This is a genomic window from Lapillicoccus sp. (genome assembly GCF_036559105.1).
Lineage (GTDB): Bacteria > Actinomycetota > Actinomycetes > Actinomycetales > Dermatophilaceae > Lapillicoccus.
On record NZ_DATBTV010000141.1, the window covers coordinates 1 to 16,108 of the forward strand.

Here is a 16,108-nt window from a genome sequence, read left to right on the forward strand (position 1 = left end):
CGCCCAGACGGAGCAGTGGGGCGTGGCCCGGGGTGGCGGTGGCGATGACGAAGGCGTCCACGCCGGAGTCGAGCAGAGCCTGGGGCGTCTCGGCGAAGCCGACCCCGAGCCGGTCCGCCACGCTGTGGGCCGCCTCGGGGAACGCGTCGGTGACGACGAGCTCGTCGACGAAGTCGAGACCCGTCAGCGTCTCCGCATGGAAGGCGCCGATCCGTCCGACGCCCGCAAGCCCGATGCGCATACCCACTCCCTCGTGTCGACGCCGATCGCCGTGCGTCCGATCGTTCTGCCCGTGCGAACAAATGTCAAGCAAATGTCAGGACATTATGATGTCGCTCTGACATGGCCCGGGACGGTGCCCACGATCTGGACGAGGTCGGTCTGACGATTTGCGTCTCGTCGGGACCGCGGCGGTCCGAGAATGCTCTCGAGGAGGCGATGTCGTTGACCTCGGACCCGCTGACCGGCATCTCTGGAGTACTCGCCCGGATGAATGTGCTGCTCGACACCCTGCCGCCCGAGCTCGACTCCCAGGCCACCTTCCTCGCCACGTACCGCCGCACCACCGTCGCCGTCGGTGAGCAGGTGGAGCAGGGCCGGTTCGAGGACCCGGGCTGGGTGGACCGGTGGGACGTCGCGTTCGCCGACCTCTACGTCAGCGCGCTCGAGGCCCGGGTGGCGGGCGCCGAGGTGGCCCGGCCGTGGCGGTTGGCGTTCGCGGCGCCGAGGGACCTGCCGCCGCTGCGCCGGCTGCTGCTGGGGATCAACGCGCACATTAACGACGACCTGCCGCAGTCGCTCATCGCGGTGATCAGTCCCGAGGAGTTCGACCGGGCTGCGATCCTGGCCCGGCGGCAGCGAGACCACGAGCGGATCGACGCGATCCTGTCCGGCCGGGTGTCGGCCGAGGACGCCGAGCTCTCCTCGGCGTCGAGGCGGTCCGTCCTCGACCGGGTGCTGCAGCCCCTCAACCGAGCCGGCTCGAAGCGGTTCCTGCGCGAGGCCCGCCAGAAGGTCTGGCACAACACCCGCGAGCTGAACGCGGCCCGGCTGGGCGGACCCGAGGCGTACGCGACCCGGCTGGCCGAGCTCGAGATTCTCAGTGCCGCCAAGATCGGCGACCTGCTCGCGCCGGGGCAGGTGGTGCTCCGGCTGGCCGTTGGCGGCTTCGGGGTGACCCTGCCCCCGCCGGGCTGAGCTCTCGGTGGAGCAAAGTCAGCGTCAGAGCACCAACTTCGCTCCACCCTGAGTGTTCGCTCGTGATCGTGGTGACGAGCTGACCCCAGAGGGTCGACAATGCACCACGATCCTGACGGACGTTGCCTGGGAGCGTCAGTCGGCGGTCGTGGGGCAGCACCAGCGGTAGACCTGGCCCTCGCGCAGCTCGACCTCGGTCGGCGGGTCGAGGGTCTCGCACATCCGGAGCAGCGCGATCACCTTGGTCCGCCCGCGCGTGGTGCGCCCGTACTCGTCGGTGAAGCGCAGGTAGGGGTGCAGGACGCGCCGCAGCGCGACCCAGTCATCGCCCGCGACGGCGCCGATCACCGTCGTCACGTAGCGCTCGACGGCGATCTCAGACAGCGGCGTTGTCCTTCGCCCACATCTCGAGCAAGCCGCGGAAGTGGGCCATGAACTGCTCCCGCTCGTGCTCGGGGTAGGTCGCGTCCACCGTCTCGCGCAGGATCCGGTCGAAGTCGGGGGACGTGACCCAGTCGTGGACCTGCTCCGGCAGGTGAGGGAGGTACTCCTCGCAGAACTGCCAGTAGCGGTCCGTCGAGTAGTGCTCGTTGGCCAGTGCGAGGTAGGCGGCGATCTTGCTGTCGTAGGACAGCGACTCGTCGTCGGCGATGGCAAAGTACCGCTCGGTGTGCAGGTCGACCGACATTGTCCGGCCGGTGACCAGGGAGTAGACCGACCAGCGCACCAGGGCGGTGATGGCCCAGGGGAAGTAGTAGTGCAGCGAGGTGACCGCCACATCGGGACAGGCGTTGGCGTAGTCGATGGGGTAGACCTCGTCCCCGGTGACGAGCATCTCGGCGGAGTTGAACTCCCAGCCGAAGAAGGCGTTGATGATCTTGCTGATCGCCGCGCACTCCGAGCCCGCCTTGGGCGACAGGAAGCCGTGCGAGACCGCATACCGGTTGTGCATCGGCTCATCCGGCCGGAAGTCCATGACCATCGTCTCGGGCCCGATCGAGAGGGCCCGGGCGAACTTGTCGTAGTCGACGGTCGCCTGCAGGTGCATGAGCATCTCGCCGGACTCGTCGTAGGCCTGGTGCAGGTCGTCCTGGTTGTTGATCCGCGAGACGCCCCGCCAGCCGCCGCCGTCGAACGGCTTCATGTAGAGCGGGTACCCGAGGTCGGCGGCGATGGTGTCGAGGTCGAACGACTGGTTGTACTTCGCCGCCGTATAGGCCCACCGGGTGTTGTCGACCGGGTTCTTGTACGGGACCAGCACGGTGCGAGGGATCTTCAGTCCGAGCCGCACCATCGCGCAGTAGGCCGAGTGCTTCTCCATGGACTGGAACGTGAACGGGCTGTTGAGCAGGTAGGTGCCGTCCATCAGCGCGGCCTTCTTGAGCCACTCGCGGGGGTGGTAGTACCAGTACGCGAGGCGGTCGATCACCAGGCCCGGGCGCACCGGGTCGGTCAGCTCGAACGGCTCGATGGTGAGCCGCTCGGACTCGACGTCGTGGACGACTCCCGAGGCGTCGGTGACCGGGCCGACCCGTCGGAGGATCGCCTCGAACGCCTGCGGCCAGTCCTCCTCGGCGCCGAGGAGCAGTCCGATGAGGTGACGTTGGTGGTCCGGCACGGGAGACCTCCTGGGGCGGAGCGGGCTCGACGAGACGACCGTATCGGGGTCCGGGCGGCGCGGGTAGCGCGGGTTTCGGGCCGTCCACTGTTTACACGCTGGACGCGTGTTGGTCACACACCACGGCACGATCGGCCGGTAGACATGAGGCGAACCCGCAGGCCTTGGGCGACAAGCGCGCAGACAAGGTGAGACCCGGCCAAGTATGAGTTGGCCGGGTCTCGGTGTGTCCGGGTCTGACGGCCCCCGAACGTCGGTCAGCGCGCCTGGTCCCCCCGCGTCGTCCCGCGAGTCCAGCAGATTGCTCCGCTGGTGTGGACCTCGATTGCCGTCCGACCGCCCCTCCTTGCGGAAGGGCGTAGGGAGATTTCTACGCCTCGCCCCTGCCGGTTGGCAAGGGCTGGATCGGACGATTTTCCAACGGGTTTCGGCGAGAGCGGCGTGTCGGCTCGACACGCCGGGTCGCTGGTGTGCGAGTGACGGGAGGTATGACCCGATGGCGTGGGTCCAAGGTCGCTGACGCTGCCGCCCCGGTCAGCCAAGGGGCTCCACGGGGTCGCTGACGTGGATCGAGTGGCCGCCACCGGTCCGCACCAAGCGAGTGCCGAACCAGGTCTTGCGCTCCCACCGTCGGTGCCGCGCCATGGTGCGGATCGGCTCCTTGCCACCCTCGAGGGTGACCGGGTCGAGCGTCGTCATCACGCACCGGTCGCAGGTCTCTGTGGTCCGAAACTCGACATCGCCGATCCGTACCCCAGGCCACCCGTCCTCGGCGAACGGCTGGTCGCCGTCGATGACGATGTTGCCGCGGAACCGGAGGATGTCGAGTGGCTCGCTCACCGGCGAGGCGGCGACATCGCTGATGTCGGCCGGGTCGAGGTCGGCGAGATCCGGTACATCGGACTCCGCCCGGATCCACGCGTTGAGCTGGGCCATCGACGCTTCGCTGACGAGCAGGACCGGCCCGGCGTCGGCGAGATTCATGACGTCACCGGGTCGGCCGCCGTGGGCGCCGGAGATCGGCCGCGAGGTCGGGTCCTCCTGCCAGACCAGCCGCACCCGCGTCCCGACCCGGTCGCTGAGCCAGCGGTTCACGTCCTCGTCCGCGGGTGCGAGGAACGGCTGCCGGGAGAGGCCGACGGGGACCGGCCCGAGCCCCAGCGGGGTGTCGACGAGGATGGACGCGCCGTCGGCCCGGTCCGTGAGCCGGATGGTGTCCTCGTCGACGACCTGCGCCGTGACCCGGAGCAGCTGGTGCACCTCGCGGGCCGTGACCTGGTCGCCCGCATCGTCGACGAGCGCCCAGCGGCGGTCCCCCGCGATCCCGGACGCTTCCACGACCGCGGACTCCACCTCTACGCCGCCGAGGGACTTGACGGGGTAGAGGCGGAGTCCGGTCACGCGCATACGCGCGATGTTGTCACGCGGGGTACGCGCTCACTCGCCGGCGGGCGCCGTTGCCGGCCCGTTCGGAAGGAGCCGGGCCACGACGGCGGACACGACCATGAGGACGACGAGCACGCCGAGGACGATCTCGAAGGCCGGCCCGAACATCTCGCTCGGGACCCCACCCGCGTTGCGCTCGACCACCGAGAAGAAGACGGTGCCCACGACGGCGACGCCCACGGCGCTGCCGAGCTGGCCGGTCGTGCTGAGCAGGCCCGACGCCGACCCCGCGTGGGCGACCGGCACGTCGGTGATCGTGAACATGCCGATCGGGGCGACCATCAGCCCGAACCCGGCGCCGGACACGACGAACCCGGGCACGAACGCCCACGTCGAGGTATCGGCCGTCGCGCCGTGAACCGCGACGAGCAGCAGCAGCGCGCCGACCGCCCAGACGATCGCGCCGACCGGCAGGACGCGCGTGCCGATCCGCGGGACCAGGACTCCCATGCCGACGCCGGCGAAGATCGAGGTCGCGACCGCGAACGGCAGACCGGCGAGGCCGGCGTGGAGGACGGTCCAGCCGAGCCCGGCTTGGAGGTAGACGGTCTGGCAGAGGAACGTGGCGCCCATCGCGACGAACAGCAGCCCGTGTACGCCCGAGCCGGCGCCGAACGACCGCAGCCGGTAGAGGCTCAGGGTGACCAGCGGTTCGCGACCGTCGCGCTCGGTGCGCTGCTGGTGGCGGACGAACGCGACCAGCGTGACGATGCCGGCGGCGATGAGCGCGTAGCCCCAGCCCGGCCAGCCGAGCTCGCGACCCATGGTCAGCGGGTAGAGGACCGCGAGCAGACCGGCCGCCAGGACGAGGACGCCGCGAACGTCGATGCCGGGACGGCGTTCGGAGACCGAGTTCGGCACCCACGTGACAGCGGCGACGATCGCGACGATGCCGACCGGCACGTTGACGAGGAAGATCGAGCGCCAGCCGGTGCCGGCGATGTTCGCGTTGATGAGGACCGCACCCAGCACCGGCCCGAGGACGGCGGTCACGCCGGCCAGCGCCGTGAACAGGCCCATGGCGGCGGCCCGCTCGTTCGGCGCATACATGACCTGGATGCTGGTGAGAACCTGGGGGATCATCGCCGCGGCGGCGAGCCCCTGCAGGGCACGGAACCCGATGAGCGCCTCGGCGCTCGGGGCCAGCCCGCAGGCCGCGGACATCACGGTGAACGCGACCAGGCCGACGACGAACAGCCGCTTGCGGCCCCAGAGGTCGCCGAGCCGCGAACCGGTGATGAGGGCGACGGCAAAGGCCAGCGGGTATGCGGCGACCATCCACTGCAGCTGGGCGGCGGTCGCGCCGAGTCCGGTCGCGATGCTGGGGAGGGCGACGTTGACGATCGTCGTGTCGAGCAGCTCCATGGTCGAGGCGAGAAACAGGCTGAACAGGGCGATCGTGCGCGCGCGGCCGGTCGGCAGGGCGGTGAGGGGGCGGTTCTCGATGGGCGGTGCGTCGGTGAGAGCGGTCATGCGGTGCTCCTTGGTCCGTCGGTGGTCCGGTGGCTTTCCACTCACCACGCTAGGGAGCATTGCGGCCACTTTTTGACCTGATGGTGAGGCATTCTGGAGGCATGGCGAACACCAGCTCGCGGACCCTTCGGCTGCTCTCGTTGCTGCAGACGCACCGGTTCTGGCCGGGACCCGAACTGGCCGACCGGCTGGAGGTGTCGGAGCGGACCCTGCGGCGCGACATCGAGCGGCTGCGTGAGCTGGGGTACCCGGTGGACGCGGCGCGGGGTTCGGAGGGCGGGTACCAGCTGGGGGCGGGCGCGACCATGCCGCCGCTCACCGTCGACGAGGACGAGGCGATCGCCATGGCCGTAGCGCTGAACGGCGCGGCCCAGATGAGCTCCGGGGCCCTGTCGGAGGCGTCGGTCTCGGCGCTGTCCAAGGTGGTCCAGGTGCTGCCGCCACGGCTCCGCCGACGGGCGGAGGCGTTGCGCGCCGTGACGGTGGACTCGCCGTTCTCGTCGGCGCCGCCGGTCCGGGCGGACGTGCTGGCGACCGTGGCCCAGTCGGCCCGGGACACCGAGCGGCTGCGGTTCACGTACCGCGCGGCGGGTGGGGCGTCGGCGGGTTCGGACCTGGGTCGCCACGTGGAGCCGCACCGGCTGGTGACGGTCGGGCGGCGCTGGTACCTCGTGGCGTACGACCTGGACCGGCAGGACTGGCGGTCGTTCCGGCTGGACCGGTTGCGCGAGCCCGTCGGGACTCGGGCGCGGTTCCGGCCGCGTTCGGTGCCGGGCGGGGATGCGGCGGCGTTCGTCCGCGACGGGATGTCGCGCGGGGAGCAGGAGCTGCACGTCGTGGCGCTCGTGTCGGCACGGTCCGACGTGGTGGGGCGGCGGATCGGGCGATGGGGTCAGGTTTCCGTGGTGTCCGACGAGTCGTGCCGGCTGGAGATGTCGGCGCGTGATGCCCGCTGGATCGTCTTCGGCCTGGCGATCGTCGACGCCCCGTTCGAGCTGGTCGAGGCTCCGGAGGCGGTTCGCCACGAGATGGCCGCGTGGGCCGGCCGCTTCGCGGCAGCAGGGAGGTGGACGTCGGGGGGCGGTGCGAGGATTCCGGGATGCTGCTGAGCGAGGTCGTCGCGGCCGCCGCCACGGTCACGGCCACGTCGTCGCGGCTGGCCAAGGTCGAGGCTCTCGCCGACCTGCTCCGCCGGCTCCCTCCCGAGGAGGTCGCGCCGACCGTCGGCTTCCTCATCGGTCGCGCCCGTCAGGGGCGGGTCGGCGTGGGGTACCGGACCGTCTCCGGCCTCATGGGCGAACCGGCCGAGGCGCCGAGCCTCACCGTGGCTGACCTCGACCATCTGCTCGACGACCTCCTCGCCGCCACCGGGACCGGGTCGGCCGCCCTGCGCCAGGACACCCTCCAGACCCTCGGCCGGCGGGCCACCGCCGGCGAGCAACAGTTCGTGACCCGCGTCCTCATCGGCGAGATGCGGACCGGCGCGCTCGAGGGGGTCCTCGTCGACGCGGTCGCCAAGGCCTCCGAGGTCCCCGGTGCCACCGTCCGTCGCGCGGTCATGCTGAGCGGCGACCTCGGCGAGACCGCGCGCCTCGCGCTGACCGGCGGGGCCGACGCGCTGGAGCAGGTCGGCCTCGCGGTCGGCACTCCGGTCCTCCCGATGCTCGCCTCTACCGCCGCCGCCCCCGCGGCCGCGCTCGCCATCACGGGGGAGGCCTCGGTCGAGTACAAGCTCGACGGCGCCCGCATCCAGGTCCATCGCGACGGCGACGACGTCCACGTCTACACGCGCAGCCTCGCCGAGATCACCCATCGGGTGCCGGAGGTCGTCGAGGTGGTGAGGACCTTCCCGGCCACGCAGCTCATCCTCGACGGCGAGACGCTCTCGCTCGACGAGGACGGCGGCCCGCGCCCCTTCCAGGACACGATGTCGCGGTTCGGAGCGGAGGCGCAGCGCAGCACGGTGCTCAAACCCTGGTTCTTCGACATCCTCCACGTCGACGGCGAGGACCTCATCGACCGGCCGCTCAGCGAGCGGCTGCCGATCCTCGAGAAGGTCGTCGGCGCATACCGGATCCCCGGCGAGGTCACCGCCGACCCGGCCACCGCCGAGCGCGTCTCGCGTGACGCGCTCGCGGCGGGCCACGAGGGCATCGTCGTCAAGGGTGTGGACTCCGTGTATGCGGCCGGTCGCCGCGGCAAGAGCTGGGTCAAGGTCAAGCCGGTGCACACCTACGACCTCGTCGTGCTCGGGGTCGAGTGGGGGTCCGGCCGTCGGACGGGATGGCTGTCGAACCTGCACCTCGGCGCCTACGACCCGACGGGCGAGTTCGGCGAACCGGGGGAGTTCGTCATGGTCGGCAAGACGTTCAAGGGCCTCACCGACGCGCTGTTGCGCTGGCAGACCGAGCACTTCCCGACCATCGAGACCCGGTCGACCAAGCACGTCGTGTTCGTCGAACCGGTCACCGTCGTCGAGATCGCCATCGACGGCGTCCAGCGGTCCAGCCGATACCCCGGCGGGATCGCACTCCGGTTCGCCCGCGTCAAGCAGTACCGCGAGGACAAGCGCCCCGACGACGCCGACACCATCCAGACCCTCCGGGCGATGCTGCCCAGCGGCTAGGAATGCGGGTCAGCGCGGCGGCATCCGCAGGGCGCCGTCGAGCCGGATCACCTCGCCGTTGAGCATCCCGTTGTCGACGACGTGCCGCACCAGCGCCGCGTACTCCTCGGGTCTGCCCAACCGCGACGGGTGCGGGATTCCGGCCTCGAGCGCCGCAGTGGCCTCGTCCGGGAGGCCGGCCAGCATCGGCGTCGCGAAGGTGCCCGGGGCGATGGTGACCACGCGGACGAGCTTGTCGGCGAGATCCCGCGCCGCGGACAGAGTGAGCGCGACGATGCCGCCCTTGCTGGCCGCATACGCCGCCTGGCCGATCTGCCCGTCGTAGGCCGCGATGCTGGCGGTCATGACGATGACGCCGCGGTCGTCGTCGACCGGCTCGTTACCGAGCATCGCCGCCGCGGCCAGGCGCATGACGTTGAACGTGCCGACGAGGTTGATGTCGATGGTCCGCTGGAAGTCGGCCAGTGCCAGCGGCCCGTTGCGACCGACGACCCGCCCGGCGGTCCCGATGCCCGCGCAGTTGACGGTGATCCGCAGCTCGCCCATCGACTGCGCGGTATCCACGGCCGCCTCCACGGAGGCCTCGTCCCGGACGTCGGCCGGTACGAACCGGACCCGCTCGCCCAGCTCCTCGGCCAGCGCCGCGCCCGGCGAGGACGCGAGGTCGACGATGACGACCTGCGCACCGTCGGCGGCGAGCCGGCGGGTGGTCGCGCCGCCCAGGCCGGACGCACCGCCGGTGACGAGCGCGACGGTGGTGTCGGTGATCCGCAAGAGCGTGCTCCTCAGGTGTTCTTCAGCAGCTGGCGCGAGATGACCAGGCGCTGGATCTGGTTGGTCCCCTCGAAGATCTGGGTGACCTTCGCCTCGCGGAAGTACCGCTCCAGTGGGAAGTCCTGGGTGTAGCCCGCGCCGCCCAGCACCTGGATCGCGTCGGTGGTGACCCGCATCGCGTTGTCGGTGCACACCAGCTTGGCCACGGCCGCCTGGGTCGAGAACGCCCGCCCGGCGTCGCGCAGCCGGGCCGCGTGCAGGTAGGTCGCCCGGGCGCTGGTCACGGCGGCCTCCATGTCGGCCAGCATGAACGCGATCCCCTGGAAGTCGCCGATCGGCCGCCCGAACTGCTCGCGCTCCTTGGCGTATGCGGTCGCCGCGTCGAGCGCGGCCTGCGCGAGTCCCGTTGCGGCGGCAGCGATCCCGAGCCGTCCGGAGTCGAGCGCGGCCAGCGCGATGGCCATCCCCTGACCCTCCTCACCGACGCGCCGGTCGGCGTCGACTGGCGTGCCGTCGAAGACCACCTGTCGCACCGTGTCGGAGGCGAGGCCCATCTTGCGCTCGGCCGGCGCGAACTCGATCCCCGCCGCGTCCGCCGGCACGACGAAGCAGGACAGCCCGCGGCTGCCGTCGTCGGAGGTCCGCACGAACGATGTGTAGAAGTCCGCGTGACCGGCGTGCGAGATCCAGGCCTTGGTCCCCCTGATCCGGTATGCGTCGCCGCTCGGCTCGAGGGTCGCGCGGGTGGTCATCGACCCGACGTCGGAGCCGGACATCGGCTCGCTGAGGCAGTACGCCCCGAGCTGGTCGCCGCCGAGCATGCCGGGCAGGAGCGCCTCGCGCTGGGCGACGGTAGCCCAGGAGGCGACCGGGTAGCAGGTCAGCGAGTGGACGCTCACGCCGACGGCGACGCTCATCCAGACCGTGGCGATCTCCTCGACGACCTGGAGGTAGACCTCGTAGGGCTGGCCTCCTCCGCCGTACTCCTCGGGGTACGGCAGCGACAGCAGCCCGGTCTTGCCGAGCAACCGGAACGCGTCGCGCGGGAACTCCGCTGCCCGCTCCATCTCGTCGACCTGCGGTGCGAGGTCCTTCGCGCAGATCTCACGCGTCAGGTCGATGAGGTCCTGCGCGTCCTCGGTCGGCAGCAGACGGACGGCGGGCATGTCGGCATGCTACCGAGGTCGTCCCACATGCTGGACCACGCCGGGTCAGGCGAACGGGGACCGGGTCGTATCGGTCGGAATTCCGGCCGCTCGTGCCCGCTCCCACTCGTGCCCGCGCCCACTCGTGACCGCTCCACTCGTGGCGTGGCCAACCGGCAGGGTCAGGGCCGCGGGGGCTGGTCCTGGGGCCAGCCGGTTCCGGAGTGGGGTTCGTCGATGGGCTCGGGCCGGTCGATGGGGTCCGGACGGTACGGCTCGGGCCGGTAGGTCCCCGCCGCCGTGCCACCAGCCGCCGGGCCTGACGCATACCCGCTGCCGGCGGGGCTGCCAGGGGGCGTCGCGCCGGGCGGAGTCGGACCGCCGGGCCGCTGCTCGGCGAGCTTGTCGACGCCGCCGGCCACCGTTTCCTTGGCCTTGGCGACCTTGTCGGCGTACTTGCCCTCGGTGCGCTCGTCGATCTTGGCGCCGGCCTTGTCGAGGTTCTCGCGGATCTTGCCGCGGTTGTCGTCGGCCAGCTCGGCCGCCTTGTCCTTGGCGTCGTGGGCGACCTTGTCGAGCTCGGCGGCGACCTTCTCCGCCTTACCCTGGACGTCCCATTCCACGGCCTTGTGTTTCACCCGGCGAGACACGTCGTCGAAGAAGCCCATGGCTGCTGCCTTCCTGGTCGGCACCGTTGTCGTCCGAACCAACGCTTCTTCGCGGATCGGAGGTTCCCGGACTTGATCCTCACGCCCCGGAAGGTTCTAGCGTGCAGGACGTGGGCGACCAGCGCGAGACGCACGAGGTGCGTGAACAGGTCCGAATCGGGGACGTGGCCCGACGCACCGGGCTGACCGTCCGCACGCTGCGCTACTACGAGGAGATCGGCCTGCTCCAGCCGTCCGAACGACTGGCCGGCGGTCACCGCGTCTACGGCGAGGACGACATCCGCCGTCTGCACCGCGTCAACCTGCTTCGCCACGTCGGCGTCCCGCTGGCGCAGATCCCGGAGGCCCTCGATGCGCCGCTGGAGCAGCTCGCCGACGCGGTCGAGCGCCACCTCGCCGTCCTCGACGGGCGGCTCGCGGCGATGGGCCGGCTGCGCGAACGGGTTCGGACGGTGGGCGAGAGCCTGCGGGTCGCACCGGACGGACCGGACGAACGCGAGCTGGTCGAGGTCATGGAGGGACTGGGCGAGATGGACCCGAGCGTCACGCAGCGGCTGACCCTGCTGGTCTACGACGACATCGAGGCCGTCCACGACCATCTCGTGACGGTGTTCGGCTTCGGACCGGGCCGGCTGTCCCGAGACGAGACCGGTCGCGTCGTGCACGGCGAGCTCCACGTCGGCGACGGCCTCGTCTGGCTGCACCCGTCCTCGGAGGAGCACGGTCTGGCCTCGCCGGCGAGTCTCGGCGTAGCGACGCACTGCATGGCCGTGATGGTCGACGACGTGGACGCCCACCACGCCCGGGCGGTCGCGGCCGGTGCCGAGGTGGTCGGCGAACCACGCGACGAGAGCTACGGCTACCGCGAGTACGACGCCCGCGACCTCGAAGGCGGGCTGTGGTCGTTCATGTCACCACTGGAAGGAGCAGGCGATGGGTGAGATCCGCCCGTACGTGTGCACGAAGGACGCCCGAGCGGCGATCGACTGGTACGTCGCGTCGATGGGAGCGGAGGTCACCGAGGGCCCGATCGTCATGGACGACGGGCGGATCGGCCACGTCGAGCTGTCGTTCGGCGGTGCGCCGCTGATGATGTCCGACGCCTATCCCGCTCTCCACGTCGAGGCACCGGCCGAGGGTCGCGGCGCCGCGGTCACGCTCTACCTCACGGCCGACGACGTCGACGCGCTCACCTCCCGTGCGGTCGACGGCGGAGCCACGCTGGACCGCGGACCCGAGGACAGCGACCACGGACGGACCGCGGTGTTCCGCGACCCGTTCGGCCACCGCTGGATGCTCGGCAGCGCCGGCTGAGGTCACCCGCTGGGTCGTATGCTGACCGGAGGCGTCCAGGTCGCCCCCGGTCTGCGGGAAGGGGCTCAGCCTCCCTGGAGCACGGCAGTGACCGAGCAGGACCGACCTCCTTTCGGCCCGACAGAGCAGACAGCGGGTGAGTGAGAGGAGGCCGTCATGGCCGCGTCCCTGCCCAACAACCCGTCGCTCGACCGGTTCCGTCGCGACGCCCGCCGGCTGCAGCGCGCCGTCCGGGCCGGCGTCCCCCACGCGGTCTCGCTCGTCGAGCGCCACCACCCGGACGGTATGCGGGTCGACCGGTCGGCGTTCACGCTCACCGACGCCCAGCTGGTCGTGGCTCGGGGGTACGGGTTCGCCAGCTGGCCGAGGCTCAAGCGCTACCTCGAGATCGCCGCCGAGCTCCGCCGCGACCCGGTCGACGCCCGGCCTCGCGACGACGCCGAGCGGTTCTGCGCCCTCGCCTGCCTCCAGTACTCCGCGGCGGACGAGCCCGCCCGCTGGGCCGAAGCCGCTGATCTCCTTACCGTACAACCGGATCTGCCGGCGCGGAGCATCTATGCCGCCGCGGTCGTGGGTGACCCGGAGGCGGTTCGGGCGCACCTCGCCGCCGACCGGTCAGCCGCCACGCGTGACGGCGGTCCGTTCCGCTGGGTGCCGTTGGTCTACCTCGTCTACTCCCGGGTCGCGCAGAGCGACGCCGTCGCCACCGCCCGGGTGCTCCTCGACTCGGGTGCCGACCCGGCCTCGGGGTACCTCTGGCAGGGGCTGCCCACGCCGTTCACCGCCCTGACCGGCTGCTTCGGCGAGGGGGAGCAGGGACCCGGACGCCAACCGCGCCACCCGCAATGGGAGCCGCTGGCCCGGCTGCTCCTCGAGCGCGGCGCCGACCCGAACGACGGCCAGACGCTCTACAACCGGATGTTCGGACGCGACGACAGCCACCTCGAGCTGCTGTTCGACTACGGCCTCGGGACCGGTGACGGCGGCGCCTGGCGGCAGCGGCTCGGCGACGCCACCGAGTCGCCGGCCGAGATGATGCGGCGCCAGGTCGACTGGGCGCAGGCGCACGGGTTCGACCGACGGCTGGCGCTGCTGGCGCGGCACGGCTTCGCCCCGGACACCGCTCCATCGTCGACGGCTGCGCCGCGACCCCCGAGCGTTCACGCCGCCGGCTCTCCGGAGGCCGTCGCCGCGGCGGTCCGCGCCGGAGCCCACGTCGACGCCTACGAGGACGGTCACTCCGCCCTGCACCAGCAGGCGTGGATCGGTGACGTCGAGATGGTCCGCGCGCTGCTGGCCGCCGGAGCGAACCCGGACCTGCTCGACGACATGTTTGGGATGACGCCGCTCGCCTGGGCCGAGTACGCCCGTCAGCCGGGGACGGCCGCGATCCTCAGGTCCGTGACTGGCTCCACTCGGTGACCGGCCGTGCGATCCGTTCGCCGTCGACGATGTAGTCGGTGTGCTCGGCGTAGAACGACAGCATTCCGCGGACCGGCGCGGCCTCGTGGCGCGGGTCGTCGTAGGTCCACACGATGTCCTCCACGTCGCCGTAGGACCAGTAGGACGCCTGTCCCTTGTAGGCGCAGATGGTGTGCGAGTCGGAGGGTGCGAGGAGGTCCATCCGGACGTCCTCGCGCGGGATGTACCACCGGGCGGGCAGCGTGGTCTCGACCAGCATCACCGCGCGGGTCGTGTCGGCGAGGACCTGCCCGTCGACCTCGACGACCACGTGCCGGTCCGATGGTAGGCACCGGATCGAGTGGAACGGCTCGCGCGGATGCCCCCGGACCTCCTCGCCCTCCTCGAACCAGCGGGTGAACGCGTCCCAGTTGAGCACCGCGTAGCCCTCGAGGTCGGGGTCGTCGAGCACGAAGGCCGCGTCGTGCACGGTCCCGGCCGCCGTCTCGACGTCGTATGCGGTACCGGCCGCCGAGTGCACGGCGAACCCCTGGCGCGGGCTGAGCACCGGTGGCAGCGAACGCACCTCGGGCGAGACCGTTCGGGGGTTCACGAGCGTCCCGCCGATGTCGGCGACCGGAACCGCATACGCGGAGACGATCCGGCGCGGCTCCCAGACCAGGCGCGCGGCGAACGTGTCGACCACGGTGGTCCCGTCCTTCTCGGCCCGCACCCGGACGGCGGCGGGGTGCTGGCGCAGGTCTCGCATCGCGCCGGCGAGGACTGACATCATCTGAACGGACATGCCCTCCAGGATACGAGCCCGCGTAGGGCATCCTCGGATGCGTGACCGAACCCCGGGAGTGGCTGCTCACTCGGACCGAGCGCGGGAACCTGAGCACGCGGCTGGACGACCGCCACGAGGGTGACCACGCCTGGTCGGAGGGGAACCTCGTCACCCCGCTCGTGCACGGGTCGGCCTACTTCGGAGCGCTCCACGCGGTGCTGTCGGCGACCCGCGAGGGCGACCTCGTGCTCTTCACCGACTGGCAGGGCGACGCGGACGAACGACTGACGGGAGAGCCGGGCTCGGAGGTGCTCGAGGTGCTGGGCGCCGCGGACGAGCGCGGCGTCGACGTCCGGGGCCTGGTGTGGCGTTCGCACCTCGACCAGACCGGCTTCTTCGCCACCGAGAACCGGCACCTGGGCGAGCAGCTCCAGCGCCGGGGGGCCGAAGTGCTGCTGGACATGCGGGTTCGGGCCGGCGGCTCGCACCACCAGAAGTTCGTGGTCGTCCGGCACCGCGACGACCCCTCCCGCGATGTGGCCTTCGTCGGCGGCATCGACCTGGCCCACAACCGCCGCGACGACGCCGACCACCGCGGCGACCCGCAGGCCCAGCCGCTCACCGACGAGTACGGGCCGAACCCGCCCTGGCACGACCTCCAGGTGCGGATCCAGGGCCCGGCGGTCCACGACGTCGAGACCGTGTTCCGGGAGCGGTGGGAGGACCCCACCCCGCTCAGCCGAAGCCCGCTGCGCCGGCTCTCCGACCGGGTTCGTGGCCTGGACGTCCGGCCCGGCCCGCTGCCGGCGCAACAGCCACCACCGCCGCGGGCCGGTGCGCATACGGTCCAGCTGCTGCGGACCTATCCGAACCTGCGGCACGGCCGCGACTTCCCGTTCGCCCGCCGCGGCGAGCGCAGCGTGGCGCGGGGCTACACCAAGGCGATCGCACGGGCCAGCGGCCTGGTCTACGTCGAGGACCAGTACTTCTGGGGGCACGACGTCGCCGAACCGTTCCTCACCGCGCTGCGGAACCATCCCGACCTGCGCCTCGTCGTGGTGATCCCGCTGGTCCCGGACGTCGACGGCCTCGCCCGGGTCCCCGAGCTGCTCGGGCGCCACCGGGCGTTCCGGGCCGTCCGGTCGGTGGCACCAGGTCGGGTGGCGGCCTACGGCATCGAGAACCATGACGGCACACCGGTGTACGTACACGCCAAGGTCTGCGTCATCGACGACGTCTGGGCCAGCGTCGGGTCCGACAACTTCAACCGGCGCTCGTGGACGCACGACTCCGAGCTGTCCTGCGTGGTTCTTGATGCGGACTACGCGCGGTCCCTCCGGCTCACCCTGGCCGCCGAGCATCTCGACCGCCTCGACGACGCGGCGACCAACGGCCTGGACGGGGCGATGGCCGACTGCGTCGAGCCCGCCGGTCTGTTCGACGCCTACGCCGCCAGTGCCGGTCGGCTGGATGCCTGGCACGCCTCTGGTCGGGTGGGGGAGCGGCCGCCGGGACGGCTGCGGCGCCTGCCGCTGCCGGAGCTGACCGCGTGGCAGCGAGGGTGGGCCAAGGTGCCGCTGGAGGTGCTGCACGACCCCGACGGACGCCCCGGCCCCATCCGCGGCGGCCAGGACTACTGAGTTCACCCCACGAAGTTCT

General features: G+C 71.5%; 16 protein-coding genes. 7 read left to right on the plus strand and 9 right to left on the minus strand.

Annotated features, from left to right (window positions below):
- Nucleotides 1-241 (minus strand): Gfo/Idh/MocA family oxidoreductase (locus VIG79_RS17220; protein ID WP_331887837.1); only part of this gene is annotated, 241 nt, incomplete at its 3' end.
- A gap of 197 nt (nucleotides 242-438) precedes the next feature.
- Here VIG79_RS17220 and VIG79_RS17225 point away from each other — a divergent pair.
- Nucleotides 439-1,197, plus strand: a complete 759-nt coding sequence (locus tag VIG79_RS17225; protein WP_331887839.1) for a DUF5995 family protein — start codon at nucleotides 439-441, stop codon at nucleotides 1,195-1,197.
- 135 nt (nucleotides 1,198-1,332) lie between these two features.
- On the opposite strand, the gene VIG79_RS17230 is transcribed toward VIG79_RS17225, so the two are convergent.
- The 4 genes from VIG79_RS17230 to VIG79_RS17245 form a co-directional block, all read right to left on the minus strand.
- The gene (locus VIG79_RS17230) at nucleotides 1,333-1,554 is read right to left on the minus strand and encodes a hypothetical protein (RefSeq protein WP_331887841.1); all 222 of its coding nucleotides are present in this window, start codon (nucleotides 1,552-1,554) and stop codon (nucleotides 1,333-1,335) included.
- Between the two features lie 19 nt (nucleotides 1,555-1,573).
- Nucleotides 1,574-2,815 (minus strand): hypothetical protein, encoded by a 1,242-nt coding sequence (locus tag VIG79_RS17235; RefSeq protein WP_331887843.1) that lies wholly within the window; start codon nucleotides 2,813-2,815, stop codon nucleotides 1,574-1,576.
- Between the two features lie 534 nt (nucleotides 2,816-3,349).
- Nucleotides 3,350-4,222, minus strand: a complete 873-nt coding sequence (locus tag VIG79_RS17240) for an MOSC domain-containing protein (protein ID WP_331887845.1) — start codon at nucleotides 4,220-4,222, stop codon at nucleotides 3,350-3,352.
- A 30-nt stretch (nucleotides 4,223-4,252) separates the two neighbouring features.
- Nucleotides 4,253-5,734: an MFS transporter gene (locus VIG79_RS17245; RefSeq protein WP_331887847.1), complete on the minus strand. Its 1,482-nt coding sequence runs from the start codon at nucleotides 5,732-5,734 to the stop codon at nucleotides 4,253-4,255.
- A 101-nt stretch (nucleotides 5,735-5,835) separates the two neighbouring features.
- Between VIG79_RS17245 and VIG79_RS17250 the strand changes: the two genes are divergently transcribed.
- Together VIG79_RS17250 and VIG79_RS17255 are read left to right on the plus strand one after the other, a co-directional pair.
- A complete protein-coding gene (locus VIG79_RS17250) occupies nucleotides 5,836-6,843 on the plus strand; it encodes a YafY family protein (RefSeq protein ID WP_331887849.1) in 1,008 nt (335 codons plus the stop codon).
- A complete protein-coding gene (locus VIG79_RS17255; RefSeq protein WP_331887851.1) occupies nucleotides 6,834-8,360 on the plus strand; it encodes an ATP-dependent DNA ligase in 1,527 nt (508 codons plus the stop codon). The genes VIG79_RS17250 and VIG79_RS17255 overlap by 10 nt, the downstream gene beginning before the upstream one ends.
- A 9-nt stretch (nucleotides 8,361-8,369) precedes the next feature.
- Here the strand turns inward: VIG79_RS17255 and VIG79_RS17260 are convergent, their stop codons facing one another.
- The 3 genes from VIG79_RS17260 to VIG79_RS17270 all read right to left on the minus strand — a co-directional run bounded on the left by VIG79_RS17260 (nucleotide 8,370) and on the right by VIG79_RS17270 (nucleotide 10,971).
- Nucleotides 8,370-9,134, minus strand: a complete 765-nt coding sequence (locus tag VIG79_RS17260) for an SDR family NAD(P)-dependent oxidoreductase (protein ID WP_331887853.1) — start codon at nucleotides 9,132-9,134, stop codon at nucleotides 8,370-8,372.
- 11 nt (nucleotides 9,135-9,145) lie between these two features.
- Nucleotides 9,146-10,300, minus strand: coding sequence for an acyl-CoA dehydrogenase family protein (locus VIG79_RS17265; protein WP_331887855.1), 1,155 nt, complete (start codon nucleotides 10,298-10,300; stop codon nucleotides 9,146-9,148).
- Nucleotides 10,301-10,461: 161 nt separating this feature from the next.
- A complete protein-coding gene (locus VIG79_RS17270; protein ID WP_331887857.1) occupies nucleotides 10,462-10,971 on the minus strand; it encodes an antitoxin in 510 nt (169 codons plus the stop codon).
- A gap of 86 nt (nucleotides 10,972-11,057) precedes the next feature.
- Between VIG79_RS17270 and VIG79_RS17275 the strand changes: the two genes are divergently transcribed.
- The 3 genes from VIG79_RS17275 (at nucleotide 11,058) to VIG79_RS17285 (ending at nucleotide 13,683) form a co-directional block, all read left to right on the plus strand.
- Nucleotides 11,058-11,888: a MerR family transcriptional regulator gene (locus tag VIG79_RS17275; RefSeq protein ID WP_331887859.1), complete on the plus strand. Its 831-nt coding sequence runs from the start codon at nucleotides 11,058-11,060 to the stop codon at nucleotides 11,886-11,888.
- Nucleotides 11,881-12,261 carry a VOC family protein gene (locus VIG79_RS17280; protein WP_331887861.1) on the plus strand — a complete coding sequence of 127 codons (381 nt, stop codon included), beginning with the start codon at nucleotides 11,881-11,883 and terminating at the stop codon, nucleotides 12,259-12,261. Before VIG79_RS17275 ends, VIG79_RS17280 begins: the two co-directional genes overlap by 8 nt.
- A 156-nt stretch (nucleotides 12,262-12,417) precedes the next feature.
- Nucleotides 12,418-13,683, plus strand: a complete 1,266-nt coding sequence (locus tag VIG79_RS17285) for an ankyrin repeat domain-containing protein (RefSeq protein WP_331887863.1) — start codon at nucleotides 12,418-12,420, stop codon at nucleotides 13,681-13,683.
- Here the strand turns inward: VIG79_RS17285 and VIG79_RS17290 are convergent.
- On the minus strand, nucleotides 13,655-14,467 hold the full coding sequence (locus VIG79_RS17290; RefSeq protein ID WP_331887865.1) for a DUF427 domain-containing protein: 813 nt from the start codon (nucleotides 14,465-14,467) through the stop codon (nucleotides 13,655-13,657). The two genes, VIG79_RS17285 and VIG79_RS17290, sit on opposite strands and share 29 nt — an antisense overlap.
- 41 nt (nucleotides 14,468-14,508) lie before the next feature.
- On the opposite strand from VIG79_RS17290, the gene VIG79_RS17295 reads away from it, so the two are divergent.
- Nucleotides 14,509-16,089, plus strand: a complete 1,581-nt coding sequence (locus VIG79_RS17295) for a phospholipase D family protein (protein WP_331887868.1) — start codon at nucleotides 14,509-14,511, stop codon at nucleotides 16,087-16,089.
- Nucleotides 16,090-16,108 lie beyond the last annotated feature (19 nt).